The sequence below is a fragment of the Streptomyces melanogenes genome (assembly GCF_014649795.1).
Taxonomy (GTDB): Bacteria; Actinomycetota; Actinomycetes; order Streptomycetales; family Streptomycetaceae; genus Streptomyces; species Streptomyces noboritoensis.
This window is the reverse complement of the sequence record NZ_BMTS01000011.1, coordinates 277,199-301,083: the sequence shown is the minus strand read 5'-3', so window position 1 is coordinate 301,083 and position 23,885 is coordinate 277,199. Positions and strand designations below refer to the sequence as shown.

The 23,885-nt window shown below is 71.8% G+C and carries 25 protein-coding genes; 13 read left to right on the top strand and 12 right to left on the bottom strand.

Annotated features, from left to right (window positions below):
* Window position 1: 1 nt before the first annotated feature.
* Window positions 2-856, top strand: coding sequence for an AzlC family ABC transporter permease (locus IE252_RS24670; protein WP_373298602.1), 855 nt, complete (start codon window positions 2-4; stop codon window positions 854-856).
* On the top strand, window positions 853-1,161 hold the full coding sequence (locus tag IE252_RS24665; RefSeq protein WP_190091657.1) for an AzlD domain-containing protein: 309 nt from the start codon (window positions 853-855) through the stop codon (window positions 1,159-1,161). Before IE252_RS24670 ends, IE252_RS24665 begins: the two co-directional genes overlap by 4 nt.
* A gap of 72 nt (window positions 1,162-1,233) precedes the next feature.
* Here the strand turns inward: IE252_RS24665 and IE252_RS24660 are convergent, their stop codons facing one another.
* Window positions 1,234-2,175, bottom strand: a complete 942-nt coding sequence (locus IE252_RS24660; RefSeq protein WP_190091656.1) for a hypothetical protein — start codon at window positions 2,173-2,175, stop codon at window positions 1,234-1,236.
* Between the two features lie 79 nt (window positions 2,176-2,254).
* On the opposite strand from IE252_RS24660, the gene IE252_RS24655 reads away from it, so the two are divergent.
* The 6 genes from IE252_RS24655 to IE252_RS24630 all read left to right on the top strand — a co-directional run bounded on the left by IE252_RS24655 (window position 2,255) and on the right by IE252_RS24630 (window position 9,539).
* On the top strand, window positions 2,255-2,449 hold the full coding sequence (locus IE252_RS24655) for a DUF3046 domain-containing protein (protein ID WP_190091655.1): 195 nt from the start codon (window positions 2,255-2,257) through the stop codon (window positions 2,447-2,449).
* Window positions 2,450-2,780: 331 nt separating this feature from the next.
* Window positions 2,781-3,932: an AI-2E family transporter gene (locus tag IE252_RS24650; protein WP_190091687.1), complete on the top strand. Its 1,152-nt coding sequence runs from the start codon at window positions 2,781-2,783 to the stop codon at window positions 3,930-3,932.
* A 229-nt stretch (window positions 3,933-4,161) separates the two neighbouring features.
* The gene (gene recA / locus IE252_RS24645) at window positions 4,162-5,283 is read left to right on the top strand and encodes a recombinase RecA (RefSeq protein WP_190091654.1); all 1,122 of its coding nucleotides are present in this window, start codon (window positions 4,162-4,164) and stop codon (window positions 5,281-5,283) included.
* Window positions 5,284-5,286: 3 nt separating this feature from the next.
* Window positions 5,287-5,943, top strand: a complete 657-nt coding sequence (recX, locus tag IE252_RS24640) for a recombination regulator RecX (RefSeq protein WP_190091653.1) — start codon at window positions 5,287-5,289, stop codon at window positions 5,941-5,943.
* 321 nt (window positions 5,944-6,264) lie between these two features.
* On the top strand, window positions 6,265-6,951 hold the full coding sequence (locus tag IE252_RS24635; RefSeq protein WP_190091652.1) for an ArsR/SmtB family transcription factor: 687 nt from the start codon (window positions 6,265-6,267) through the stop codon (window positions 6,949-6,951).
* A complete protein-coding gene (locus IE252_RS24630) occupies window positions 6,948-9,539 on the top strand; it encodes an ABC transporter permease (protein WP_190091651.1) in 2,592 nt (863 codons plus the stop codon). The genes IE252_RS24635 and IE252_RS24630 overlap by 4 nt, the downstream gene beginning before the upstream one ends.
* Window positions 9,540-9,716: 177 nt before the next feature.
* Here the strand turns inward: IE252_RS24630 and IE252_RS24625 are convergent, their stop codons facing one another.
* The 8 genes from IE252_RS24625 to IE252_RS24595 all read right to left on the bottom strand — a co-directional run bounded on the left by IE252_RS24625 (window position 9,717) and on the right by IE252_RS24595 (window position 16,143).
* Window positions 9,717-10,124 (bottom strand): rhodanese-like domain-containing protein, encoded by a 408-nt coding sequence (locus tag IE252_RS24625; protein WP_190091686.1) that lies wholly within the window; start codon window positions 10,122-10,124, stop codon window positions 9,717-9,719.
* Complete coding sequence (locus IE252_RS24620) at window positions 10,115-10,678, bottom strand: cupin domain-containing protein (RefSeq protein ID WP_373298601.1); 564 nt, start codon at window positions 10,676-10,678, stop codon at window positions 10,115-10,117. The genes IE252_RS24625 and IE252_RS24620 overlap by 10 nt, the downstream gene beginning before the upstream one ends.
* A 79-nt stretch (window positions 10,679-10,757) precedes the next feature.
* A complete protein-coding gene (locus IE252_RS44310; RefSeq protein ID WP_309544753.1) occupies window positions 10,758-10,829 on the bottom strand; it encodes a putative leader peptide in 72 nt (23 codons plus the stop codon).
* Window positions 10,830-10,876: 47 nt separating this feature from the next.
* Window positions 10,877-12,481, bottom strand: coding sequence for an FAD-dependent monooxygenase (locus IE252_RS24615; protein ID WP_190091649.1), 1,605 nt, complete (start codon window positions 12,479-12,481; stop codon window positions 10,877-10,879).
* Window positions 12,482-12,624: 143 nt separating this feature from the next.
* Window positions 12,625-13,539, bottom strand: coding sequence for an amino acid ABC transporter permease (locus IE252_RS24610; RefSeq protein WP_190091648.1), 915 nt, complete (start codon window positions 13,537-13,539; stop codon window positions 12,625-12,627).
* Entirely contained in the window at window positions 13,536-14,183 is a 648-nt protein-coding gene (locus IE252_RS24605) for an amino acid ABC transporter permease (RefSeq protein WP_190091647.1), read from the bottom strand. Before IE252_RS24605 ends, IE252_RS24610 begins: the two co-directional genes overlap by 4 nt.
* 143 nt (window positions 14,184-14,326) lie before the next feature.
* Complete coding sequence (locus IE252_RS24600; protein ID WP_190091646.1) at window positions 14,327-15,247, bottom strand: glutamate ABC transporter substrate-binding protein; 921 nt, start codon at window positions 15,245-15,247, stop codon at window positions 14,327-14,329.
* Window positions 15,248-15,357: 110 nt separating this feature from the next.
* Window positions 15,358-16,143, bottom strand: a complete 786-nt coding sequence (locus tag IE252_RS24595) for an amino acid ABC transporter ATP-binding protein (protein ID WP_190091645.1) — start codon at window positions 16,141-16,143, stop codon at window positions 15,358-15,360.
* 252 nt (window positions 16,144-16,395) lie between these two features.
* On the opposite strand from IE252_RS24595, the gene IE252_RS24590 reads away from it, so the two are divergent.
* Window positions 16,396-17,100, top strand: a complete 705-nt coding sequence (locus IE252_RS24590; protein WP_190091644.1) for a response regulator transcription factor — start codon at window positions 16,396-16,398, stop codon at window positions 17,098-17,100.
* 15 nt (window positions 17,101-17,115) lie between these two features.
* Window positions 17,116-18,516, top strand: coding sequence for a sensor histidine kinase (locus IE252_RS24585; protein ID WP_190091643.1), 1,401 nt, complete (start codon window positions 17,116-17,118; stop codon window positions 18,514-18,516).
* 27 nt (window positions 18,517-18,543) lie between these two features.
* On the opposite strand, the gene IE252_RS24580 is transcribed toward IE252_RS24585, so the two are convergent.
* A complete protein-coding gene (locus tag IE252_RS24580) occupies window positions 18,544-19,539 on the bottom strand; it encodes a TAXI family TRAP transporter solute-binding subunit (protein WP_190091642.1) in 996 nt (331 codons plus the stop codon).
* 98 nt (window positions 19,540-19,637) lie between these two features.
* On the opposite strand from IE252_RS24580, the gene miaB reads away from it, so the two are divergent.
* Both miaB and IE252_RS24570 read left to right on the top strand, forming a co-directional pair.
* Complete coding sequence (gene miaB, locus IE252_RS24575) at window positions 19,638-21,134, top strand: tRNA (N6-isopentenyl adenosine(37)-C2)-methylthiotransferase MiaB (RefSeq protein WP_190091641.1); 1,497 nt, start codon at window positions 19,638-19,640, stop codon at window positions 21,132-21,134.
* 195 nt (window positions 21,135-21,329) lie between these two features.
* Window positions 21,330-22,052 (top strand): class III extradiol dioxygenase subunit B-like domain-containing protein, encoded by a 723-nt coding sequence (locus IE252_RS24570; protein WP_190091640.1) that lies wholly within the window; start codon window positions 21,330-21,332, stop codon window positions 22,050-22,052.
* A gap of 118 nt (window positions 22,053-22,170) precedes the next feature.
* Here the strand turns inward: IE252_RS24570 and IE252_RS24565 are convergent, their stop codons facing one another.
* Both IE252_RS24565 and IE252_RS24560 read right to left on the bottom strand, forming a co-directional pair.
* Window positions 22,171-22,410: an antitoxin gene (locus IE252_RS24565; protein ID WP_190091639.1), complete on the bottom strand. Its 240-nt coding sequence runs from the start codon at window positions 22,408-22,410 to the stop codon at window positions 22,171-22,173.
* A gap of 82 nt (window positions 22,411-22,492) precedes the next feature.
* Window positions 22,493-22,756, bottom strand: a complete 264-nt coding sequence (locus tag IE252_RS24560) for a hypothetical protein (RefSeq protein ID WP_190091638.1) — start codon at window positions 22,754-22,756, stop codon at window positions 22,493-22,495.
* A gap of 183 nt (window positions 22,757-22,939) precedes the next feature.
* On the opposite strand from IE252_RS24560, the gene miaA reads away from it, so the two are divergent.
* On the top strand, window positions 22,940-23,878 hold the full coding sequence (miaA, locus tag IE252_RS24555; protein WP_190091637.1) for a tRNA (adenosine(37)-N6)-dimethylallyltransferase MiaA: 939 nt from the start codon (window positions 22,940-22,942) through the stop codon (window positions 23,876-23,878).
* Window positions 23,879-23,885 lie beyond the last annotated feature (7 nt).

Below are 23,885 nucleotides of genomic sequence, written 5' to 3'. Positions count from 1 at the left end.
CGTGGCAGCAGAACAGTCAGCACTCCCAGAAATACGCCCCGAGGGCGGAGCCGCGGCAAGCTCCCCCGTAAGCGGCGCTGAGCCGACCCCGGCCCTCCTGGACGATCGCAAGCCGGACTCCGCCGTCGTCAGGGACGCCCTCGGCGTCGGCGTGGCCGTCGGGCTCTCCGGCTTCGCCTTCGGAGTCACCTCGGCGGGATCGGGGCTCACGCTCCTCCAGACCTGCGCGCTCAGCCTCCTCGTGTTCACCGGCGCCTCGCAGTTCGCCCTGGTGGGCGCGCTCGCGGCGGGCGGCAACCCGTTCACGGCGGCGGCCGGAGCCTTCTTCCTGGGCGTACGCAACGCCTTCTACGGGCTACGCCTGTCGCAGCTGCTCGCACTCCCGCGCGCGGTGCGGCCGTTCGCCGCCCAGTGGGTGATCGACGAGACGACCGCCGTGACCCTCGCCCAGCCCACCCGACGGGCCGCGCGGATCGGCTTCACCGTCACCGGACTCACGCTCTACGTGCTGTGGAACCTGACGACCCTGGCCGGAGCCGCCGGCGCGGAGGCCATCGGCGACACCGACGCGTGGGGGCTGGACGCGGCGAGCCCCGCCGTCTTCCTGGCGCTGCTCGCGCCGATGCTCACCACCGCCACGGAACGGATCACCGCCGGGGTCGCGGTCCTGCTGGCCCTGGGCTTCCTGCCGGTGCTGCCGGCCGGAGCGCCCGTCCTGATGGCCGCGCTCGCCGCACCCCTCGTGCTGTTCCTCAAGGGACGCGCGGACGCCGCCAAGGGCCGCGAGAACACCATGAAGGGCCGGGCGGAGTCCGTACCGGCCGACGGGAACTCCGCGAAGGGAGCGGGGCGTTGAACGTCTGGATCGCCATCGCCGCCACCGCCCTCGGCTGCTACCTGGTCAAGCTCCTCGGCCTCCTGGTCCCCGCCGGGGCCCTGGAGCGGCCACTGGTGCGACGGCTCGCCGCGCTGCTGCCCGTCGCACTGCTGGCCGCCCTCACCGCCCAGCAGACCTTTAGCAGCGGCCAGCACCTGGTGCTCGACGCCCGAGGCGCGGGCCTCGCGGCGGCAGCCGTCGCCCTGATGCTGCGCGCCCCCTTCCTGGTGATCGTCGCCGCCGCCGTACTGGTGACGGCGGCAGTACGGGCCATGGGCGGCTGAGAGCCGCCCGGCAGCCCGTACGGAGGGCATCCGTACGGGCTGCCAGGCGCTCCGCCGTCGGCACGTCGGGCGTCAGTCGAGCGCGCGGCCGTACGCCCGCAGGGTCCGCAGCGCCTCGATTGTCACGATCGGCCGCCACTCCAGAGCGCTGCCCGGCGCCCACTCGCGCCAGTGGATGGGCCAGCCGCCGTCCTCCCGCTGCTCGGCCGCGAGGTGGTCCAGCGAACGCGCCATCTCCTCGTCCGTGAACCAGCGACGGGCCAGCGACTCCGGCCCGCGCGCGTAGTCGTGCGGGAAGTGGTGCTCGGACGGGGCGTAGCCAGGGGCGACCGGGAAGTCCTCCAGCCGGTCCGGATCGAGCACCGCGAGGCGCTGCTCGCGCACCAGCCGCCCGAGCCGGTCCGCCGCCGCCTCGGCCCGCGCGCGGTCCGGCACCCCGTCCAGGAAGGCGACCGCCGCCTCGATCTCGTACGGATGCGACTTCTCCAGCGCGTCGACCGCCGCCCAGCAGAAGTCCGTCGCCCGGAAGAGCCAGGCGTGCCACACCTGGTTGCGGTGGAGCAGCCCGACCACCGGCCCCGTCGCCAGCAGTTCGCTGGGCGGGTCGTCGACGATCTGCACGAACGGCGCCACGGGATAGCCGCGCGCCGACGGGTGCAGTGCGGGCAGGGCCCCGTCCCGCGTCGAGACAGCCGTCAGATAGCCGCAGATCCGCTCCGTCCGCCGACCGCCCACACGGCCGACGGAGTCCAAGACGCGCAGCGCGTGCGCGGTGTGCAGGGGCTGGCTGACGGGGCCGCGCAGATCGGGCTCCAGCGCGTGCCCGTAGCCCCCGTCGTCGTTCTGGTAGGCGGCGAGTGCGGTCTCCACTGGGTCGGCGCCGCCGCCGAGGAAGTGGTGCGCGAACCGCCGCTGCTCCAGCACGCGGGCCGTCAGCCAGACGAAGTGCTCGGCTCGGGCGAGCGGCGTGCGGGACGTGCGGACAGTCTCGGGTGATGTTCCGGATCCGGCCATGGTCCGACCGTAGGGCGCCGGGCGCCGCAGACAAGCCCCACGGCCCCGGCTGCACTCTCAGGGGCTGGATACTGGAGTCATGCGGTTGACGATTTTCTGGGAGCGGATGGCCGACCACTTCGGCGCCGGGTACGCGGACTCCTTCGCGCGCGACCACGTGATGGCCGAGCTGGGCGGACGTACCGTCCACGAGGCGCTCGACGCGGGCTGGGAGACCAAGGACGTCTGGCGCGCCGTGTGCACCGCCATGGACGTGCCCGCGCACAAGCGGTGACGATCCGGGGCTGAGGGCCCGCGCTGTCCGAGGCATGGGCGAGACTTGCTGCGTGGCACCGACTGACGAGAGCGACACCCAGACAGACCGCCGGGCCGACCGCCCGGCCGGAGACGACCGCAGACCCGAGGCCGAAGGCCGCTCCCAGGGCGAGCCGCGTGCCGAGGGCGACGGGCGCCTGCCCGAGAGCCGCCCGTCCACGACGGACAGCGACCACGCGCGCGTGGTTCCGCACGCGGCCGTGGGCGAGACCCCGGCCGCGCCCGGGGCGGCAGCGGGCGCCGGAACCGCCGGGCCGCCGCCCGTGCCCGGGACCGGCGGCGCCGTACGCATGCCCCGGTGGCTGCCGCGCGCCATGGTGCTCGCGCTCGCCCTCTACGCCTGCTTCCAGCTCGGCAGCTGGGCCTTCCACCAGCTCATCGGGCTGCTGATCAACATCCTGATCTCGTTCTTCCTCGCCCTCGCGGTGGAGCCCGCCGTCAGCCGGATGTCCGCCCGCGGTATGCGCCGGGGCCTGGCCACCTTCATCGTCTTCTTCGCGGTGATCATCGCCTCGGCCGGGTTCATCGTGCTGCTTGGCTCGATGCTGGCGGGCCAGATCGTCGACATGGTCGAGCACTTCCCCAAGTACCTCGACTCGGTGATCAGCTGGATCAACCAGTCGTTCCACACCGACCTCTCCCGCGTCGAGGTCCAGGACAGCCTGCTCCACTCGGACTGGCTCCAGAAGTACGTGCAGAACAGCGCGAGCGGTGTGCTCGACGTCTCCGCCACCGTCCTGGGCGGTCTCTTCCGCGTACTGACGATCTTCCTGTTCTCGTTCTACTTCGCGGCCGACGGGCCCCGGCTGCGGCGCACGGTCTGCTCCATGCTGCCGCCCGCCCGCCAGGCCGAGGTGCTGCGCGCCTGGGAGATCGCGGTCGACAAGACCGGCGGCTACCTCTACTCGCGCGGCCTGATGGCGCTCATCTCCGGCGTCGCGCACTACATCCTGCTGCAGATCCTGGGCGTGCCCTACGCCCCGGTGCTCGCCGTCTGGGTGGGCCTGGTCTCCCAGTTCATCCCCACCATCGGCACGTATCTGGCGGGCGCGCTGCCGATGCTGATCGCCTTCACCGTCGACCCCTGGTACGCGGTGTGGGTGCTCGGGTTCGTGGTGATCTACCAGCAGTTCGAGAACTACATGCTGCAGCCCAAGCTCACCGCCAAGACGGTCGACATCCACCCGGCGGTCGCCTTCGGCTCGGTCATCGCCGGCACCGCGCTGATGGGCGCGGTCGGCGCGCTGATCGCGATCCCCGCGGTGGCGACGCTCCAGGCGTTCCTGGGCGCCTACGTGAAGCGCTACGACGTGACGGACGACCCGCGCGTGCACGGCAGACGCGAGCGGGTCGGAGACTCCGCCCTGGTGCGCATACGCCGGGCGCTGAGCCGGGACCGGGCGGCGGAACCGGTCGCTCCGACGGGCGGCGACGGCGTCTGAGGCGACGGCCGGAGCCGCCCGGCCGCACCCTCGCCCGTGCCGCGTGGTGCGCTTGACACCAAAATCGAACATCCATTCAGATGGAAGCAGGGCCCTTTGTTCACTTGGGTTCCGCCGGGTTTCCGGTGGGGTTATCCACAGGCGGGAGGGACTCCGGGGCCCATTGTCAGTGGCAGGGGTTAGCGTCTTTGACGTGAAGCGATCGACTCAAGCAAACCGGGTGGAACCCATGGCAGGAACCGACCGCGAGAAGGCGCTGGACGCCGCGCTCGCACAGATTGAACGGCAATTCGGCAAGGGCGCGGTGATGCGCCTGGGCGAGCGGCCGAACGAGCCCATCGAGGTCATCCCCACCGGGTCGACCGCGCTCGACGTGGCGCTCGGCGTAGGCGGTCTGCCGCGCGGCCGCGTGGTGGAGGTCTACGGACCGGAGTCCTCCGGCAAGACGACCCTGACCCTGCACGCGGTGGCCAACGCCCAGAAGGCGGGCGGCCAGGTGGCCTTCGTGGACGCCGAGCACGCCCTGGACCCCGAGTACGCGAAGAAGCTCGGCGTCGACATCGACAACCTGATCCTGTCCCAGCCGGACAACGGCGAGCAGGCTCTGGAGATCGTCGACATGCTGGTCCGCTCGGGCGCCCTCGACCTGATCGTCATCGACTCCGTCGCCGCCCTGGTGCCGCGCGCGGAGATCGAGGGCGAGATGGGCGACTCGCACGTGGGCCTCCAGGCCCGCCTGATGAGCCAGGCGCTCCGGAAGATCACCAGCGCGCTCAACCAGTCCAAGACCACCGCGATCTTCATCAACCAGCTCCGCGAGAAGATCGGCGTGATGTTCGGCTCGCCGGAGACCACGACCGGTGGCCGCGCCCTGAAGTTCTACGCCTCGGTGCGCCTCGACATCCGCCGCATCGAGACCCTCAAGGACGGCACCGACGCGGTCGGCAACCGCACCCGCGTCAAGGTCGTCAAGAACAAGGTCGCGCCGCCCTTCAAGCAGGCCGAGTTCGACATCCTCTACGGCCAGGGCATCAGCCGCGAGGGCGGCCTGATCGACATGGGCGTCGAGCACGGCTTCGTCCGCAAGGCCGGCGCCTGGTACACGTACGAGGGCGACCAGCTCGGCCAGGGCAAGGAGAACGCCCGCAACTTCCTGAAGGACAACCCCGACCTCGCCAACGAGATCGAGAAGAAGATCAAGGAGAAGCTGGGCGTCGGCGTCCGGCCCGAGGAGCCCAAGGCCGAGCCCGGCCCGGACGCGGCCGGTGCGACCTCGGAGACGGAGGCGGCATCCGTGCCCGCCCCGGCCACCAAGGCCAAGACGGCCAAGGCCGCCGCTGCCAAGAGCTAGACCATGACACGCAGGACCGAATGGGCCGAGCCGGACGGGACGGGCCCCGACCGGGCCCGGTCCGGGCGGCCGGGCTCGAAGCGGGCCGGCTCACGACGGGCCGGCCCGGAGGGATTCGGTGACGGCGCCGACCCGTCGAGGGCCGAGAAGGAACCGGCACCGCAGGACCCGGCTGAGCGGGCGCGGGCGATCTGCCTGCGCCTGCTCACCGGGACCCCCCGGACCCGCAAGCAACTGGCCGACGCCCTCAAGAAGCGGGAGATCCCCGACGAAGTCGCCGAGGAAGTCCTCTCGCGCTTCGAAGAGGTCGGGCTGATCAACGACGCGGCGTTCGCGGGGGCCTGGGTCGAATCCCGCCACCACGGACGCGGCCTGGCCCGCCGGGCACTCGCCCGCGAGCTCCGCACCAAGGGCGTGGACTCGGCGGTCGTCGACGAGGCCGTCGGGCAGCTCGACTCCGACCAGGAGGAGGAGACCGCGCGGGAGCTGGTGGCCCGCAAGCTCCGCTCCACCCGAGGCCTGGACCGCGACCGCCGCATCCGCCGCCTCGCCGGAATGCTGGCCCGCAAGGGCTACCCGGAAGGCATGGCCCTCAGAGTCGTCCGCCAGGCCCTGGAAGCCGAGGGCGAAACCGCGGACGACTTGTACGAGACGTACTGAGCGGGGGGCGGGACGGGGGGCTGGGCGCTGCCTTGAGGCGTGGGCCCTGGGGTTGGGGCGGCCTGGGGCCAGCCTGTCAGTCCGAGGCTCGTCTCCGCCCGGGAGCCCGGGCAACTCGTGCCCCCATAGCCACACACGCCCCCGGTCACCCGGCCGGGGGCGTTGTCGTGCGTGGGTCCCGTGCCAACCCCTCCCGTGGTTACCAACCCCTGTGAGCTGCGGAAACCGTGCTTCCCCCGCACGGGATGGGGGATATCCCCACCCTCAGGACGCCGGGGCGCTCCAGTGCACAGGTATCTGTGCACGGGCGAATGTGTACGCATGGCACAGGAACCCGGCGGTACCGAGATCGCGGATCTCGCCGCGCTCAAGGCGCTGGCGCAGCCGCGGCGGCAGCAGATCCTTCAGCACCTCGCACTCCACGGCCCGGCCACGTCCGCGATCCTGGCGCGTGGCCTCGGCCTGAACACCGGCGCCACCAGCTACCACCTGCGCGAGCTCGCCCGGTACGGCTTCGTCGAGGAGACCGAAGGCGACAGCCAGCGTCGGCAACGCTGGTGGCGGGCTGTCCCCGGCGACCGGCGCTTCCCGCCCCGCAGCCGCCAGACCCCGGAGATGCGGCTCGTCATGGACGAGCTGAACCACCACGCCTACGCGGCCGACGTCGAGCTCTTCGAACGGCTTCAGCGCGAGAGCACCACCGACGACTTTGCCTACTCACGCAGCGAGATCAGGCTCACGGACGCCGAACTCCGCGAGTTCTTCGAGCAGTACATCGCCCTCCTCAACCGCTACAAGCGCACGGAGGGGGAGGCGCCGGTCGGGGCGCGTGTCGTGCACACCCGCCTGATGGCTTTCCCTACCCCCGCCCCCGCCCCCGCCCCCCTCCCCGCCCCCGCCTCCACCCCCAAAACTCCCGCGTCCACGCACGCACCCACGGACGCACCCACCCCCGCCTCCACACCCCAAGCTCACGCACCCACCCACACCCCCGAGGAATCCTCATGATGTTGCGCTACGCCTTGCAGACCATCCGGGACCGCAAGGGCGGGTTCCTCGGGGCGTTCACCGCCCTCATGTGCGCGGCCGCGCTGATCACCGCCTGCGGGACGCTTCTGGAGACCGGGCTGCGCGGAAAGATAGCCACCGAGCGCTATGCCGCCGCGCCCCTGATCGTCTCCGCCGACCAGAACGTCCACCAGACCACGGTCAAGGAGAAGAAGGGCAAGACCAAGGTCAAGCACAAGGCCAAACCCGTCGCCGAAAGAGCCTGGCTGCCCGAGCGGCTGCTCCCGACCGTACGGGCCGTGCCCGGCGTCAAGTCCGCCGTCCCCGAACTCACCTTTCTCGCCCAGCCGTTGGTGAAGGGCGGCACGGGTCAGGCAACGTACGGGCACAGCTGGGAGTCCGCTCCGCTCGCTCCTTTCTCGCTCGTTCAGGGCCGCGCCCCCAGAGCGGCCACTGATGTCGTCGTCGACCAGGGGCTCGCCACGCGCGCCCACCTCGCCCCCGGCGACCGGCTGACGGTGCAGTCGACCCAGTCCCCGCAGACGTACACCGTCACCGGGATAGCCGCGCCCTCATCCGGTCAGCTCAAGCGTCAGACCTCGCTCTTCTTCTCCGCCGCCGAAGCCGCTCGCCTCGCCGCCCGGCCCGGACAGCTCTCCGCCATCGGTGTCGCCCCCGAACCCGGAGTGGATGTCGGGAAATTGAAGGCGGACATCGGCAAGGCGCTCGCCGTCGCGGCGGGTGGCGGTCGGGGTGCCGCCGACGGGGACGCTCCTCGCGGCGCCGCCCGGATCTCCACCGGCGATGCCCGGGGCGCAGTCGAGTTCCTGGACGCGGCCGGGGCCCGTACCAAACTGGTCTCCATGGGCGGCGCCATCGGCGGCACCTCCCTGCTCGTCGCGGTCCTGGTCGTCGTCGGCACCTTCGCCCTTTCCATCCAGCAGCGCCACCGTGAACTCGCCCTGCTGCGCGCCATCGCCGCCACACCCCGGCAGGTGCGCAAGCTGATCGGCCGCGAGGCACTGCTCGTGGGCGCGGTCGCCGGGGCGCTCGGCTCCCTCGCCGGACTGCCGCTCGGAGCCTGGCTGCATGGCCGGTTCGTCTCGATGGGCGCCATCCCGGTCACCCTGGAGCGAGCCGTCAGCGTCTTCCCGATGTTCGCCGCCGTCGCCGCCACCCTGCTCGGTGCGTGGGGCGCCGCCCGTATCTCGGCGCGTCGGATCTCCCGGATCCGTCCTGCCGAGGCCATGGCCGAGTCCGCCGTGGAGCGTGCTCGTCCCGCCTGGGGTCGGATCGTCGCCGGACTGCTCCTCCTCGCCGGTGGCATCGTCCTCGTCGTCGTACTGAGCGGGCTGCGCACCGAACCCGCCTCAACTCCGGTCACCTTCCTCGCTGTTGTGGTCCTGGCGTCCTCTGTCTCCCTGCTCGGTCCGCTGCTGGTCAAGGGTGCGGCCGCGCTGCTCGCCGGGCCGCTGCGGCTTGCCGGTTCGGGTGGCCGGCTCGCCACCGCCAATCTGCGCGGGAACGCCGCTCGGATGGCCGCCGCCGTCACTCCACTCGCCCTGCTCATCGGTATGACCTGCACGGTCCTGTTCGTCCAGCCGACGCTCGGCGAAGCCGCCCGCGCCCAGGCCCGTGACGGTCTGCGCGCTGACTGGGTGCTCGTCGCGCAGGGTCCCGGTGTCCCGGCCCGTGCCGCCGAGAAGATCCGTGCGATCCATGGCGTCGCCGCCACCACCGAGATCGTCCGGACCACCGTCCGGGTCGGCCTCGACAAGTACGCCGCCCAGGGCGTCACTCCGGTCGGTCTCGCGCGCACCTGGGACCCGGATGTGACCCGTGGCAGCCTCGAACCGCTCACCCGCGACAAGAACGCCGTCGCCGTCAGCCAACTCGCCGCCGACCAGCTGGGACTGCGCCCCGGCAGCCCCCTCAAGCTCACGCTCGGCGACGGCACCCCCGCCACCCTGACCGTCGCGGCCGTATACGCCCGCGGGCTCGGCTTCGGTGACGTCGCCCTCCCGCACGATCTGCTCGCCCACCACATGGACAACCCCCTCGCATCCACCGTCCTGGTCTCCGCCGCCAGCACGGTTACGCAGAGTGAACTCGCCGCCGCGGTGAAGGAGTTCCCCGGCCTGTCCGTTGTCACCCGTTCGAGTGTCGACAGGATCCAGGCCGACCGGCAGCGAGCGGGTGCCGAGGTCAACAGCCTGGCCATGGGGCTGGTGCTCGCCTTCACCGCAATCGCCGTCGTCAACACGCTCGCCATGTCGGTGTCCGAGCGGTTCCGGGAGTTCGCGATGCTCCGGCTCGCGGGTGCCACGCGCCGACAGGTGCTGCGGATGCTCCGACTCGAAGCCGTTGCGGTGCTGTTGATCGCCGCGGTGCTCGGCTCGGGGATCTCGCTCGCCGTGCTCACCGCCTTCAGCGTGGGCATGACGGGCAGTGCCGCCCCGGCCGTCCTTCCGCTGGTGTACGTGACCGTCGTCGGCGTCGCCGGGCTGCTGGCCCTCGTCGCGACGGCCCTGCCCGGGCGGATGGCGCTCGCCGTACGCCCGGTCGAGGTGGCCACCAGCAAGCAGTAGCGCTCCTCGGCCGCCGCCCCCGGCGCTCGGCCGCCTCCTCCAACAGTCCAGGTCAGGGCTGCCGGTCAGCGGGTGAACGCCCGCCGACCGGCAGCCCTCACGTCTGTCTTCCGACCGGGCCCGTCACGCAAACGGACCTGTCATCTGCCAAGCCCGCCAGGCCCGTCCGCCCCCGCGTCACCCGGTGGGCCCCGTCACCGGCAGTCCGTCCGTGCGCCACGCCTGGAAGCCGCCGATCAGGTCCGTCGCCCGGTGCAGCCCCAACTGGCGCAGGGACGCGGCCGCTAGGGACGACGCGTAGCCCTCGTTGCAGATCACCACGACCCGTAGGTCGTGGCCGGTGGCCTCCGGGGCGCGGTGGCTGCCCTGCGGGTCGAGCCGCCACTCCAGCTCGTTGCGCTCGACGACCAGCGCTCCGGGGATCAGGCCGTCGCGCTCCCGCAGCGCCGCGTACCGGATGTCGACCAGGAGCGCCTCGCCCGCCCGCGCGGCGTCGTGCGCCTCCCGCGCCTCGATCCGGTCCAGGTCCTCGCGGACCCGGTCCAGCAACTCGTCGATTCCCACCGGGTGTTCGCTCACTGCCAGTCCTCCGGGCGCTCGACGTGCTCCAGCCGCAGCACCGCGCCCGTACGGCTGTAGCGCCGGATCAGGGGCAGCGGCGGGTAGTAGGCGTGGACCGAGATCGTGTGCTCGGTCGTCGACTCGTTGCGCACCTCGTGCACGTGGTGCGGCCCGAAAGCCCGGCCCTTTCCGGCCTCCACGCTCCGTGAACGGTCGAGGTCCTCGGTGAGTTCCAGCGTCTTCCACCCCTCGGTCGGTAGCCTGGCCGCCAGGGAGTCCTCCTTGAGCGTGCCAGCCGCCGTCGCGAACGCGCCGTGGGAGCCGCCGTGGTCGTGCCAGCCGGTGCCGGTGCCCGGCGGCCAGCCGATCAGCCAGGCCTCGCTGCCGCCGGGGCCGTCCAGCCGGATCCAGGTCCTGCCCTGCGGGTCGAGCGGCAGGGAGGCGACGAGCGAGGCGTCGGCGGCGGTGCGGCGGGCGAAGTCGAGCAGGTCCGCCTGGCTTGGCCCGGAGGGGGCGGCGGGCCCGGGCAGGGGGACGTGGGTGGAATCGGGCGTACGGGGGTGCGCGGAAGGTGACACGTGGGACCGTCCTGGGGAAGTTCGCGTGTGCGCGCGTACGCCGGACAACGGCACGGCGGCGCGACGGGGGAAAGGCGAATCAGCAGGACGGGCGACACACGCAGCCCGCATAGCGGACGAGGTCCATGTGGACCCTCCGCCACAGGCGCACATCGGTGTCGGTCACGTTCCGGAGTACACCATGTGCGCCCGTGTCGGTCAATTGATGTCCGCGGTGCGGTCCTCCACGCGCGCGTGGACGACGGCCCCGCCGCGGGCCGCGTCGGCGGCCGTATAGAGCTCGCCCGGCCACACCCCGGCGAACGCGGTGACCAGGTGTCCGTCGGGGCGTACGAGCAGCACGGTGTGGGCCGCCGCTCCCGGGTACTCCTCGGCCACCAGCAGCTCCGCCTCGGCGGGCAGGGAGCTCACCGCGGCCGCCAGGCGCGGCATCACTCCGGCAGTCAGCCAGTGCCGCCGGTCCCAGACGCCGGTGCCGGGTGCGATGAGGACCACCAGGAGCCGCCCTCGGCCCAGCCGGTCCCGCAGCGCCACCGTGGACCCGTCCGGCGCCGTGACGGGGACGTCCTCGACCGGGGCGCCCGCCTCCGTGCCGACGGGTGTGTGCGCCTCGGCGGGTGGGGGTGCGAGGGGGGAGTGCGGGTAGGAGGGGGGCGCGCCGAGCGGGCCGTGCCCCAGGTGGCCGTCGGCGAGCAGCGTGTCGTGGCCGCGCGCGGCGCCCGGGATGTACGAGCGCAGCCCTCCGCCGCCGCGCAGCACCGGCATCGCCTGGTCGGCGGCGCGCAGCCGGGCGGCGACACTCGCGCGGCGCTCCGTCTGGTAGCTGTCGAGCAGCACTTCGGAGGCGCCGTGGTGCCAGGCCTGCGCCAGCTTCCAGGCCAGGTTGGAGGCGTCCCGCAGCCCCTCGTCGAGGCCCTGGATGCCCACCGCGCCCAAGAGGTGGGCGGCGTCCCCGGCGAGGAAGGCGCGGCGCACCCGCCAGCGGCGGGCGAGGCGGTGGTGGAGCGTGTACACGCCGGTGTCCAGGAGCTCGTGCGCCGGGGTCGTGCCGCACCACCCGGCCAGCGTGTCGCGCAGCCGGCCCATCAGCGCGTCCGGGGTGACGAGTTCGGCGCGGGGCGGCAGCAGCCAGTCGATGCGCCAGGTCCCGTCGGCCAGCGGACGGGCCGTCACCTCGTCGCCGCCGGTGCGCCACGGGGGCAGCCGGTGCAGCAACGCCTCACCGGGCCAGGGCAGTTCGGTGCGCAGGGCGACGACGGCCTGGCGCTCCACCGCCGTACGCCCGGCGAAGCGGACGTCGAGGAGCTTGCGCACGGTGGAGCGGGCGCCGTCGCAGCCCACCAGATAGCTGCCGCGCCACCAGGTGGCGCCGGGGCCGGTGGTGTGGGCGGCGACGCCGTTGTCGTCCTGCTCCAGGGCGTCCAGACGGCTCCGGGGTGCCAGCTGGACGAGCCGGGAGGCGGCCGCCGCGTCCCGCAGACCGCGGGTCAGGGCGTGCTGGGGGAGATGGACCGGTGAGGGGATGCCGTCGAGACCGTCTCCGAAGGAGACCTGACGTTGCAGGGTGCCGCGCCGCATGGCCCGCCAGCCCGTCCAGCGGGCCCCCTCGTCGCGTACCGCGGCGCAGCCGAGCCGTTCCGCGAAGGCAGCCGTGTCGGGCCGCAGGACGGCCGTACGGACCGGGCGGGGCTCCTCGCCGCCGGATCCCTCGTCCAGGACGACGGAGGGCACCTTCTGGGCCGCGAGGGAGAGGGCGAGCGCGAGTCCGACCGGACCGGCGCCGACGACGATCACCGGGTCCACGACGTGGCTCCCTGGGCCCGGCGGGACGGCTGGCAGGTGGCGCTGAGGACCCGGTGCACGATCACAGAACGTATGCAACCCACTGCGGGTGCTTGCGTCAAGTGACGGAGGCAGTGACGCGAGCGCCACTGCCTCATACTCCGTCAGTTTGTCGTACCGTCCCGCCCGTCGGGCACTTCGGCACCGGCGCCCACGACCGTACCGACCGGGTCGGCGGCCGTGACCGGGGCCGCCACCGCGGCCATGGTGATGCCGGTCTTCGCGCGCCGGCCGCGCCGCTCGATCCAGGTGGCGAGCCCGGAGAGCGCCAGGCACATCGCCACGTAGATGCAGCCGATGACGACGATCGTCGACACGTACGGGTACTGGCCGTTGACCTGGGTGTTGCTCGCGATCAGACGGGCCGTCTGGAGCAGTTCGGGGTAGAGGATGATGAAGCCGAGCGAGGTGTCCTTGAGGGTCACCACCAGCTGGCTGATGATCGTCGGCAGCATCGCCCGGACCGCCTGCGGCATCAGCACGCTGGTCATGACCTGGGTCTTGCTCATGCCGAGGGCGTACGCCGCCTCGCGCTGGCCCTTGGGCACGGAGTTGACGCCCGCGCGCAGCACCTCGGCCTGGACGCAGCCGTTGTAGATCGACAGGCCGAGCGCCAGCGCCCACATCGAGTAGTCGGTCAGGAAACCGACCCAGACGGCGTAGATGGTGATCAGCAGCGGGATCGACCGGAAGAGCTCGATGAAGCCCGTGGCGGCCCAGCGGACCGGCTTGTGGTCGGAGAGCCGGGCGACCGCCAGGAGCACACCGAGGACCAGCGAGCCGACCGCCGCGAGGCCGAAGGCCTTCAGGGTGGCGACGACGCCGTCGGCGATGTTCTCCCGGATGCCCGAGTAGTTGAAGATGTCCCACATCTCGGGGGCGAGATGGCCCTTGTCCGACAGCCGCACGATGCTCACCGCGAGCAGCGCGAGGATGGCGAGCGAGCCCAGGACCGCGTAGATCCGGTTGCGTACGACGGCCTTGGGGCCCGGGGCGTCGTAGAGAACGCTGGCGCTCATCGGGCGACCTCCATGCGGCTCTCCAGCAGGCGGAAGGCGCCGCTGATGGCGAAGGTGACGACCAGGTAGCCCAGGGCGACCCAGACGAAGACGGGGACGATGTCGTAGCCCTGGTCGCTCATCAGCTTCTGCCAGCCGAAGAGTTCGGTGACGCTGAAGGCGCCGGCGATCGCCGAGTTCTTGGTGAGCGCGATGAAGATCGAGCTCAGCGGCGGGATGACGGTCCGGGTGGCCTGCGGCAGCACGATCAGGCGCAGGGTCTGCGTGAACGTCATCCCGATCGAGCGGGCGGCCTCGGCCTGGCCCAGCGGCACGGTGTTGATGCCGGACCTGACCGTCTCGCACACGAAGGAGGCGGTGTAGAAGCCGAGGGCGAGCGAGCCGAGCAGGAAGGAGCTCATCCCGGGGAAGAAGATCTCCGGGACGACGAAGTAGAAGACGAGGAACAGCAGGGTCAGCGGGGTGTTGCGCAGCAGCGTCACCCAGGCGGTGCCGAAGAAGCGCAGCGGCGGCACCGGCGATACCCGGAATCCGGCCAGCAGCAGCCCGAGGACCAGGGCGATGACCGAACTGACGGCGGTGATCTCCACGGTTCCTATGAAGCCGTCACGGAATTCCGAGAAGTTGTCGAGCAGTACGTTCATGAGGTCTCCGCGTCGGCGGGCGGCTGGGCGGGCAGGGCCGGGAGCGCCCTCCACGCGCGCGTGGAGGGCGGCTCGATCGGCCGGGTCGGCGGCGGCGCGGTCAACCGTGCCGTCTCGGTGACACCCGTACGGGTGTCACCGGATCAGTAGCGCTGGACGGCCGGCGGAGCGACGTACTTGGCGTCCGAAAGACCGAGGGTCGCCTCGTAGATCTTCTTGTAGGTGCCGTCCTGGACGTGCTTCTCGATCGAGGTGTTGACGAAGTCGCGCAGCGCCTTGTCGTCCTTGTTCATGCCGACGCCGTACGGCTCCTCGGTGAAGGGGTGGCCCGTCACCTTGAGCTTGCCGGGGTTGGCGGCCGCGTAGCCCTTGAGGATCGAGTCGTCGGTGGTGACCGCGTCGACCTGCTTGGTCAGCAGCTGCTGCACGCAGTCGGAGTACTTGGCGAGCTCGACGACCTTCGCGCCGTACTCCGGCTTCTTGATCTCCTGGAGCGGGGTGGAGCCGACGATCGAGCAGACCTTCTTGCCCTTGACCGTGCTCTTGTCGGTGATCGCGGTCTCGTCCTTGCGGACCAGCAGGTCGGCGCCGGCCTTGTAGTAGGGGCCCGCGAAGCCGACCAGCTTCTTGCGCTTGTCGTTGATCGTGTAGGTGCCTACGTAGTAGTCGACCTGGCCCTTGGAGATCGCGGTCTCACGGATGCCGGAGTCGACGGTCTTCCACTCGATCTGCTTGTCGGTGAAGCCCAGGTCGGCGGCGATCATCTTGGCGATCTCGACGTCGAAGCCGGAGCGCACCTTGGTCGACTGGTCCTCGAAGCCGAGGTAGGGCTGGTCGGCCTTGGAGCCGATGATCAGCTTGCCGCGGGCCTTGGCGGCCTTGAACGTGGGGGAGTCGACGGTGACGTCCTTGGCCACGGTGTACGTGGGCAGCTGCGGGGCGCCCGACTGGCCGGGCTTGGCGGCCTGCTTGTCGCCCGCGGAGCCGGACTTGCCGCCGCAGGCGGTGGCGGTCAGCGCGAGCACAGCGATCGCCGCGAAGGCGGCGGACTGGCGGAGCTTCATGTGAACATCCCTCGTATCGCTTGAATCGCTCAGATGTGGGGGCCGTCGGCCGGTGGCGCCGGTGGGGGAGGAGCCGCACTCGGGCAGCCGCTCCGGGTCCGCGGGGAGCCTCAGTGGTGAAGGATCTTCGACAGGAAGTCCTTGGCCCGGTCGCTGCGCGGGTTGCTGAAGAACTGGTCGGGCGTGGCCTCTTCGACGATCTTGCCGTCGGCCATGAAGACGACGCGGTTGGCGGCCGAGCGGGCGAAGCCCATCTCATGGGTGACGACGATCATCGTCATGCCGTCGCGCGCCAGCTGCTGCATGACTTCCAGGACCTCGTTGATCATCTCCGGGTCGAGCGCGGAGGTGGGCTCGTCGAAGAGCATGACCTTCGGGTCCATCGCCAACGCGCGCGCGATGGCGACGCGTTGCTGCTGTCCGCCGGACAGCTGCGCGGGGTACTTGTCGGCCTGGGTGCCCACGCCGACCCGGTCGAGCAGGGCGCGGGCCTTCGCCTCGGCCTGCTTCTTCTCCGTCCTGCGGACCTTGGTCTGGCCCAGCATGACGTTCTCCAGCACGGTCTTGTGCGCGAAGAGGTTGAACGACTGGAAGACCATGCCGACGTCGGCCCGGAGCCGGGCCAGTTCGCGGCCCTCCTGGGGCAGCGGCTTCCCGTCGATCGTTATCGCCCCGGAGTCGATCGTCTCCAGGCGGTTGATGGTGCGGCACAGCGTGGACTTCCCGGACCCCGACGGTCCGATCACGACCACGACCTCGCCGCGCGCGATCGTCAGGTCGATGTCCTGGAGCACGTGCAGCGCGCCGAAGTGCTTGTTGACGTTGCTCAGCACGACCAGGTCGCCCGACGCGGGTGCCGCGTCCTCGGCGTCCTTGGCCACTGATACTCCGCTCATCGGCTTACAGCTCCGCTCTTCCTCGGTTGGGGAGGAACGTAGTGCGCCGCTACGACCAGCGTCATTACATCTGAGCGGAAATTGAGCATCACGATCCGGTAGCGGGGTGGCACTCTCCGTGAAGGGGGCGCGCGGTGCAATACCGGCTGCGTAACGGATGCCGCGCTCCGGTGGATGCCCCCTTGACGCACACCCGCGGCATGGGCGTGGATGCGGGAGTACATGCCTGGCGACGACTACGGAGGGGGGACGATGAGACTGCTGCTCGTCGAGGACGACGACCGCGTCGCCGCGGCCCTGTCCGCCGTGCTCGCCAAGCACGGCTTCGCCGTGGTGCACGCGCGCAACGGCGAGGAGGCGCTGCGGGCGCTGCTGCCCGACGACCGCGCCCCCAAGGAGCCCTTCGGGGTCGTCCTGCTCGACCTCGGACTGCCCGACCAGGACGGCTACGAGGTCTGCGGGAAGATCCGCAAGCGCACCGCCATCCCGGTGATCATGGTCACCGCGCGCGCGGACGTACGCTCGCGCATCCACGGCCTGAACCTCGGCGCCGACGACTACGTAGTGAAGCCCTACGACACCGGCGAGCTGCTGGCGCGCATCCACGCGGTCAGCCGCCGCACCACCACGGGCGAGGACAGCGGCGCGATCCCGGCGGTCGCCCTGCGGCTGGGGCGCGTCCACATCGAGCTGCCCACCCGCCGGGTCAGCGTCGACGGCGAATGCGTCCAGCTCACCCGCAAGGAGTTCGACCTGCTCGCGCTGCTCGCCCAGCGGCCCGGGGTGGTCTTCCGGCGCGAGCAGATCATCAGCGAGGTGTGGCGCACCAGTTGGGAGGGCACGGGGCGCACCCTCGAAGTGCACGTCGCCTCCCTGCGCTCCAAGCTGCGGATGCCGGCCCTGATCGAGACCGTGCGCGGCGTCGGCTACCGGCTCGTCGCCCCGGCCGCGCTGTAAGGCCCGACGCCCCCGGTGCGTACGCGACTCCTGCCGCTGCTGATCTTTCTGCTCGCCCTCGTCCTGATGGCGCTGGGCTTCCCCCTCGCGATCAGCGTCGCCTCCGCCCAGCAGCAGAAGGTGGTCGTCGACCGGATCGACGACACCGCGCGCTTCGCGGCGCTCGCCCAGTTCGTCACCGCCGCCGACGACAAGGACACCAGCAGCAAGGAGCGGCTGGCCACCCTGGAGGAGGAACTCGCCCGCTACCACGAGCTGTACGGGATCCGCGCGGGCGTCTTCTTCCGCAACGGCATCGCCATGGCGAGCGCCCCCCGGGGCTGGGGCGTGCCGGACGACAGCAAGGGCGGAGACGCCTTCCAGGAGGCGCTGGCGGGCCGCAGGAGCCACGACCCGCCCCAGGTGTGGCCGTGGCAGCGCGGACGGCTCGTGGTGGCCTCCCCGGTGGTCCGCGAGGGCGATGTGATCGCCGTGGTGGTCACCGACTCGCCCACCGGGCACATGCGTTCGCGGGTGCTGCGCGGCTGGCTGCTGATCGCGGCGGGCGAGGTGGCGGCGATGCTGCTCGCGGTCGGCGCGGCCTTCCGGCTCACCAGCTGGGTGCTGCGGCCCGTACGCGTCCTGGACGCAGCCACCCACGACATCGCGACCGGGCGCATGAAGTCACGCGTCGCGGTCGCCGGCGGACCCCCGGAACTCAGAAGGCTGGCCCGGTCGTTCAACGAGATGGCGGACAACGTCGAGGACGTGCTGGACCAGCAGCGCGCCTTCGTCGCCGACGCCTCCCACCAGTTGCGCAACCCGCTCTCCGCCCTGCTGCTGCGCATCGAACTCCTCGCGCTCGAACTGCCCGAAGGGAACGAGGAGATCGCCTCGGTGCGCGCCGAGGGCAAGCGCCTCGCCCAGGTGCTCGACGACCTGCTGGGCCTGGCGCTGGCCGAGCACACCGAGGCGGACCTCCGGCTCACCGACATCGGCGCGCTGGCGGGCGAGCGGGTGGAAGCCTGGCGTCCGCTCGCCGAGGACAAGGGCGTGCGGCTCACCGAGCGGCGGGCCGCCGTCACCGCCTGGGCGGACCCGGTGGCGCTCTCCAGCGCCCTGGACGCCGTCATCGACAACGCACTGAAGTTCACTCCGGAGGGTGAGGAGGTCACGGTCGCCGTCGCCGCCGACGGCGACTACTCGAAGATCACCGTCACCGATCTCGGCCCCGGCCTGACCGACGACGAACTCAGCCGGATCGGGGACCGGTTCTGGCGCTCGGGCCGGCACCAGAACGTCAAGGGCTCGGGCCTGGGCCTGTCCATCTCGCGGACCCTGCTCGCGGCGGGCGACGGCACCATCACGTACGCCCACCACGAGCCGCACGGCCTGCGGGTGACGCTCAGGGTGCCGCGCACCTCGCCGACCGGCTGAGGGCGCCCGCCGGCAGGCCGCCGTGGGTCAGGGCTTGGTCGAGAGGTAGTAGCGGCGGGCGCCGTTGTGCAGCGGCAGCGGCTCCGTGTAGATCGCGGTGCGCAGGTCCACCAGCTGCGCGGCGTGCACCTCGCGGCCGATGGCGTCCCTGCTGCGGATCACCGTATGGGTGAACTCCTCGGTCAGACCCGGGTCCGTGCGGTCCGTGGTGACCAGCAGGTTCGCCACCGCGATCGTCGGTACGGCGACGCCCCGCTGCGCCTGCGGATAGGCGTCGGCGGGCATCGTCGCCGCGCGGTAGAAACCGGTGAGGCCGTCCTCGGCGTGCAGCTCGGTGACCAGGTCGCCCAGCGGCACCAGCCGGATCTGGTCCTGCTCGGACAGCCGCAGCACCGCGGTGGTGGGCAGCCCGCCCGACCAGAAGAACGCGTCGATCTTCCCGGTGCGCAGCAGCTCCGGCATGGTGTCGATGCCCGCCGACACCGGAGTGATGTCGTGCGCCGGATCCAGCTTGGCGGCCGTCATCAGCCGCTGCGCGAGCAGCCGCACCCCCGACCCGGGCTGGCCTATGCCGACCCGCTTGGAGCGCAGGTCCGCCGTCGAGTGCACGGGCGAGTCGCGGGGCACGACGAGCTGGACGTAGTCGTCGTACAGGCGCGCGCAGCCGCGCAGCCGGTCGGCCCCGGCGGAGTCGTCACGGAGGTATTTGGCCACCGCGTCGGCGGTCGCGATGGTGAAGTCGGCCTGCCCGGTGGCCACCCGCTTCAGGTTCTGCTGCGAGCCCTCGCTGGTCTGGAGCCGGACGTCCACCTCGGGCAGATCATCCGCCAGCGCCCGCTCAAGGAGCTCGCCGTACCGCTGGTAGACCCCGGTCCGCACGCCCGTACTGAACGTGATCGTTCCCGAGGGCCGCGCGGCCCCCAGTGACAGCAGCCACCACAGCAGGAGCCCGAACACCACCAGGGCCGCGACCGCCCCCTGAAGGGCACGGCGGCGGCTGACGCGGGGGAGGGCCTGGAGCATGGCGCGATCCTGCCAGCTCACTCCCCGTGATGGCCAGGCCCGGGGTCGGGGAAGGGCGGGGCGGCCTGTCGGTGGGACCTCGTACCCTGGTGTACGAGATGAGCGAGGTAGAGGGTTTGAAAACGTACGAGGTGCGCACCTACGGGTGCCAGATGAACGTGCACGACTCCGAGCGGCTGTCCGGCCTCCTGGAGGGCGCGGGCTACGTACGCGCGCCCGAGGGCAGCGACGGCGACGCCGACGTCGTCGTCTTCAACACCTGCGCGGTGCGCGAGAACGCCGACAACAAGCTGTACGGCAATCTCGGCCGGCTCGCCCCGATGAAGACGAAGCGGCCCGGGATGCAGATCGCCGTCGGCGGCTGCCTGGCCCAGAAGGACCGCGACACCATCGTCCAGCGGGCGCCCTGGGTGGACGTCGTCTTCGGCACGCACAACATCGGCAAGCTGCCGGTGCTCCTCGAGCGCGCCCGCATCCAGGACGAGGCGCAGGTCGAGATCGCCGAGTCGCTGGAGGCGTTCCCCTCGACGCTGCCGACCCGGCGCGAGTCCGCCTACGCGGCCTGGGTCTCCATCTCCGTCGGCTGCAACAACACCTGCACCTTCTGCATCGTCCCCGCGCTGCGCGGCAAGGAGAAGGACCGCCGCCCCGGCGACATCCTCGCCGAGGTCGAGGCGCTGGTCGCCGAGGGCGTCTCCGAGATCACCCTGCTCGGCCAGAACGTCAACGCGTACGGCTCGGACATCGGCGACCGCGAGGCCTTCTCCAAGCTGCTGCGCGCCTGCGGCAGGATCGAGGGCCTGGAGCGGGTCCGCTTCACCTCGCCGCACCCGCGCGACTTCACGGACGACGTGATCGCCGCGATGGCCGAGACCCCGAACGTGATGCCGCAGCTCCACATGCCGCTGCAGTCCGGCTCGGACACCATCCTGAAGGCGATGCGCCGCTCGTACCGGCAGGAGCGTTTCCTCGGGATCATCGAGAAGGTCCGCGCGGCCATTCCGCACGCGGCCATCTCCACCGACATCATCGTGGGCTTCCCCGGCGAGACCGAGGAGGACTTCGAGCAGACCATGCACGCGGTCCGCGAGGCCCGCTTCGCGAACGCCTTCACCTTCCAGTACTCCAAGCGCCCCGGCACCCCCGCGGCGACCATGGAGGGGCAGATCCCCAAGGAGGTCGTGCAGGCGCGGTACGAGCGCCTGGTGGCCCTCCAGGAGGAGATCTCCTGGGAGGAGAACAAGAAGCAGGTCGGCCGCACCCTGGAGGTCATGGTCGCCGAGGGCGAGGGCCGCAAGGACGGCAGCACGCACCGGCTCTCCGGCCGCGCCCCCGACAACCGCCTGGTGCACTTCACCAAGCCGGAGCAGGACGTGCGCCCCGGCGACGTGGTGACTGTCGAGATCACCTACGCCGCCCCGCACCACCTGCTGGCCGAGGGCCCGACCGGCGCCGTGCGCCGCACCCGCGCGGGCGACGCCTGGGAGAAGCGCAACGCGGCCCCGGCACAGCCCGCCGGAGTGCTGCTCGGCCTGCCGAAGATCGGCGTCCCCGAGCCGCTGCCGGCCGCGACGGGCGGATGCAGCGTCGTCTGAGCCGCACGTCGTCCGAGACTCCATCCACGCGCGCGTAGGCGCAGCCGCTCACGGGCGGCCCGCCTACGCGCGCGTGGCGTGTTTCCGACCCACGAGGCGGGTGAGGTGCCTGTACGGGCTCGGCTCACGCGCGCGTGGCCGGTTCGTGGCGCCCGTGCCGGGCCGAAGCCGGGCGCACCCACTACGCTGCGGATCATGCTCGTAGCCGCCGCCGTCTGCCCCTGTCCGCCGCTGCTGGTGCCCGCGGTCGCCTCCGGTGCCGCGCCGGAGCTCGATGCCGCGCGGAAGGCCTGCGCCGACGCCGTGGGGCTGCTGGCGGCCTCCCGGCCCGATCTGCTCGTCGTGGTCGGCCCGGCCGACCAGGCGGCGCGCGGCCCGCACCCCCAGGGCGCGCCCGGCTCCTTCGCGGGCTTCGGCGTGGACCTCCGCGTCACGCTCGGCCCGGCGCCGGCCGACGGCCACGCGCGCGAGGAGCGGGAGCTGCCGCCCTCGCTCGCGGTCGGCGCCTGGCTGCTGGAACGGTCCGACTGGTCGGACGCCCCGGTCGAGGGACTCGGAGTGGGCGAACCGCTGGAGGCCGCACGCTGCGCCGACGCGGGCCGCAGCCTGGGCGCCAGGGCCGACCGGGTCGCCCTCCTGGTGATGGGCGACGGCAGCGCCTGCCGCACCCTCAAGGCTCCCGGCTACCTCGACGAGCGGGCCACCGCCTTCGACGAGGGGGTGGCGAGCGCGCTGGGCGCCGCCGACACGCGCGCGTTGCTGGAACTGGACGCGGAGCTCGCGTACGAGCTGAAGGCGGCCGGACGGGCACCCTGGCAGGTGCTGGCGGGCGCCGCCGAGGGGGCGGGCCTGGGAGGCCGACTGCTGTACGAGGACGCGCCCTACGGCGTGGGGTACTTCGTGGCCGTCTGGTCCTGAGCGGTCGCCGTCCGGTCCTGAGCGACACCGGATCCCGGCCCGGCCGCCGGAAAGCGGCGAGCACGCCACACGGGGACGGCCGTGGAGCTGGTGCGCTCCACGGCCGTCCCCGAGGTGATCAGGCCGTCGGTGGCGGGGTGCCGCCGTCGTCCTTGTGCGAGATCCGGTCCAGGGCGTCCTTGGCCTTCCCCGTACCTGTGTGGATCTTGTCGCTGTACTTGCCCTTGGTCTTTTCGTCGACCGTCTTGGCGACCTTGTCCAGCCCCTGCCCGATCCTGTCCTCGTGCTGCTGCGCGAAGTCGGAGACCTTGTCCTTGGCGGGGGCCAGCTTGGCCTTCAGGTTCTCCAGGAAGCCCATGTGGTCACCTTCCCTCTGCCCTCATCTCGGGAGCCGTGCGCCCTCGACCAGGGGAACGTACGAAATGCATGCGTACGCCACGTTACTTCCGGGCGCTCTCGCCCGCCTCGTTGTCCGCCGCCTCCTCCGCCGACTGCTGCTTGGGAATCTCCACACCCTCCGCGGCGGCCGCTTCGGCGGGCTCCTCCGCCGCGGCCTCCGCGGCAGGCCCGGAATCCGTCTCGGCGGCAGCCTCCGGCTCGCCCTCCACGGTCTCCTCGGCCGTCAGGGTGGCCGCCTTCGCCTCCTCGGTTGACTCCGCTACAGCCTCATCGGCCTTGCGGCGAAACCTTGAAAAAACGCCCATATCTACTCCATAGCGTACTCGTGTGGGCGAAATCCCACCCCAACCGGAGCGCCTCATTGCGTCGCCCGGGGGCACCGGTTCGGCAAACCGGCGGTCGGAACCTCGCAACAGGCAACGAACCCGCATGCACCCCGTCACGTAGCTCGTTCGGGGACGGCGGCCGAGGTTTGCGAGACTGTGACCGTGAGAACTGCAGCTCCCGCACCGCGGGTCATCGCCGTCGTCGGCCCCACAGCGGCCGGAAAGTCCGATCTGGGTGTCTTCCTCGCCCAGCAGCTCGGCGGCGAGGTCGTCAACGCCGACTCGATGCAGCTCTACCGGGGGATGGACATCGGCACCGCCAAGCTGACGCTCGACGAGCGCGGCGGGGTGCCCCACCACCTCCTGGACATCTGGGACGTGACCGAGCCCGCCAGCGTCGCCGAGTACCAGAAGCTCGCCCGCGCCGAGATCGACCGGCTGCTCGCCGAGGGCCGCACGCCCGTCCTCGTCGGCGGCTCCGGCCTCTACGTGCGCGGCGCGATCGACGTGCTCGACTTCCCCGGCACCGACCCCGAGGTACGCGCGCGTCTGGAGCGCGAGCTGGAGCAGGACGGGCCCGGCGCGCTGCACCGGCTGCTGGCCGAGGCCGACCCGGATGCGGCGCGCGCGATCCTGCCCTCCAACGGCCGCCGGATCGTGCGGGCCCTGGAGGTCATCGAGATCACCGGCAAGCCGTTCACCGCCAACCTGCCCGGCCACGACTCCGTGTACGACACCGTGCAGATCGGCGTCGACGTCGGCCGCCCCGAGCTCGACGAGCGCATCGCCCTCCGGGTCGACCGGATGTGGGAGGCGGGCCTGGTGGACGAGGTGCGCGCGCTGGAGGCCCAGGGGCTGAGGGAGGGACGTACCGCATCGCGCGCGTTGGGCTACCAGCAGGTGCTCACGGCGCTGGCGGGGGAGTGCACCGAGGACGAGGCGCGCGCCGAGACCGTACGCGCCACCAAGCGCTTCGCGCGCCGCCAGGACTCCTGGTTCCGCCGGGACCCGCGCGTGCACTGGCTGAGCGGCGCCGTCGAGCACCGCGGGGAACTCCCGCAGCAGGCGCTGGCGTTGGTCGAACGAGCGGTCACAGCCTGATCACGTG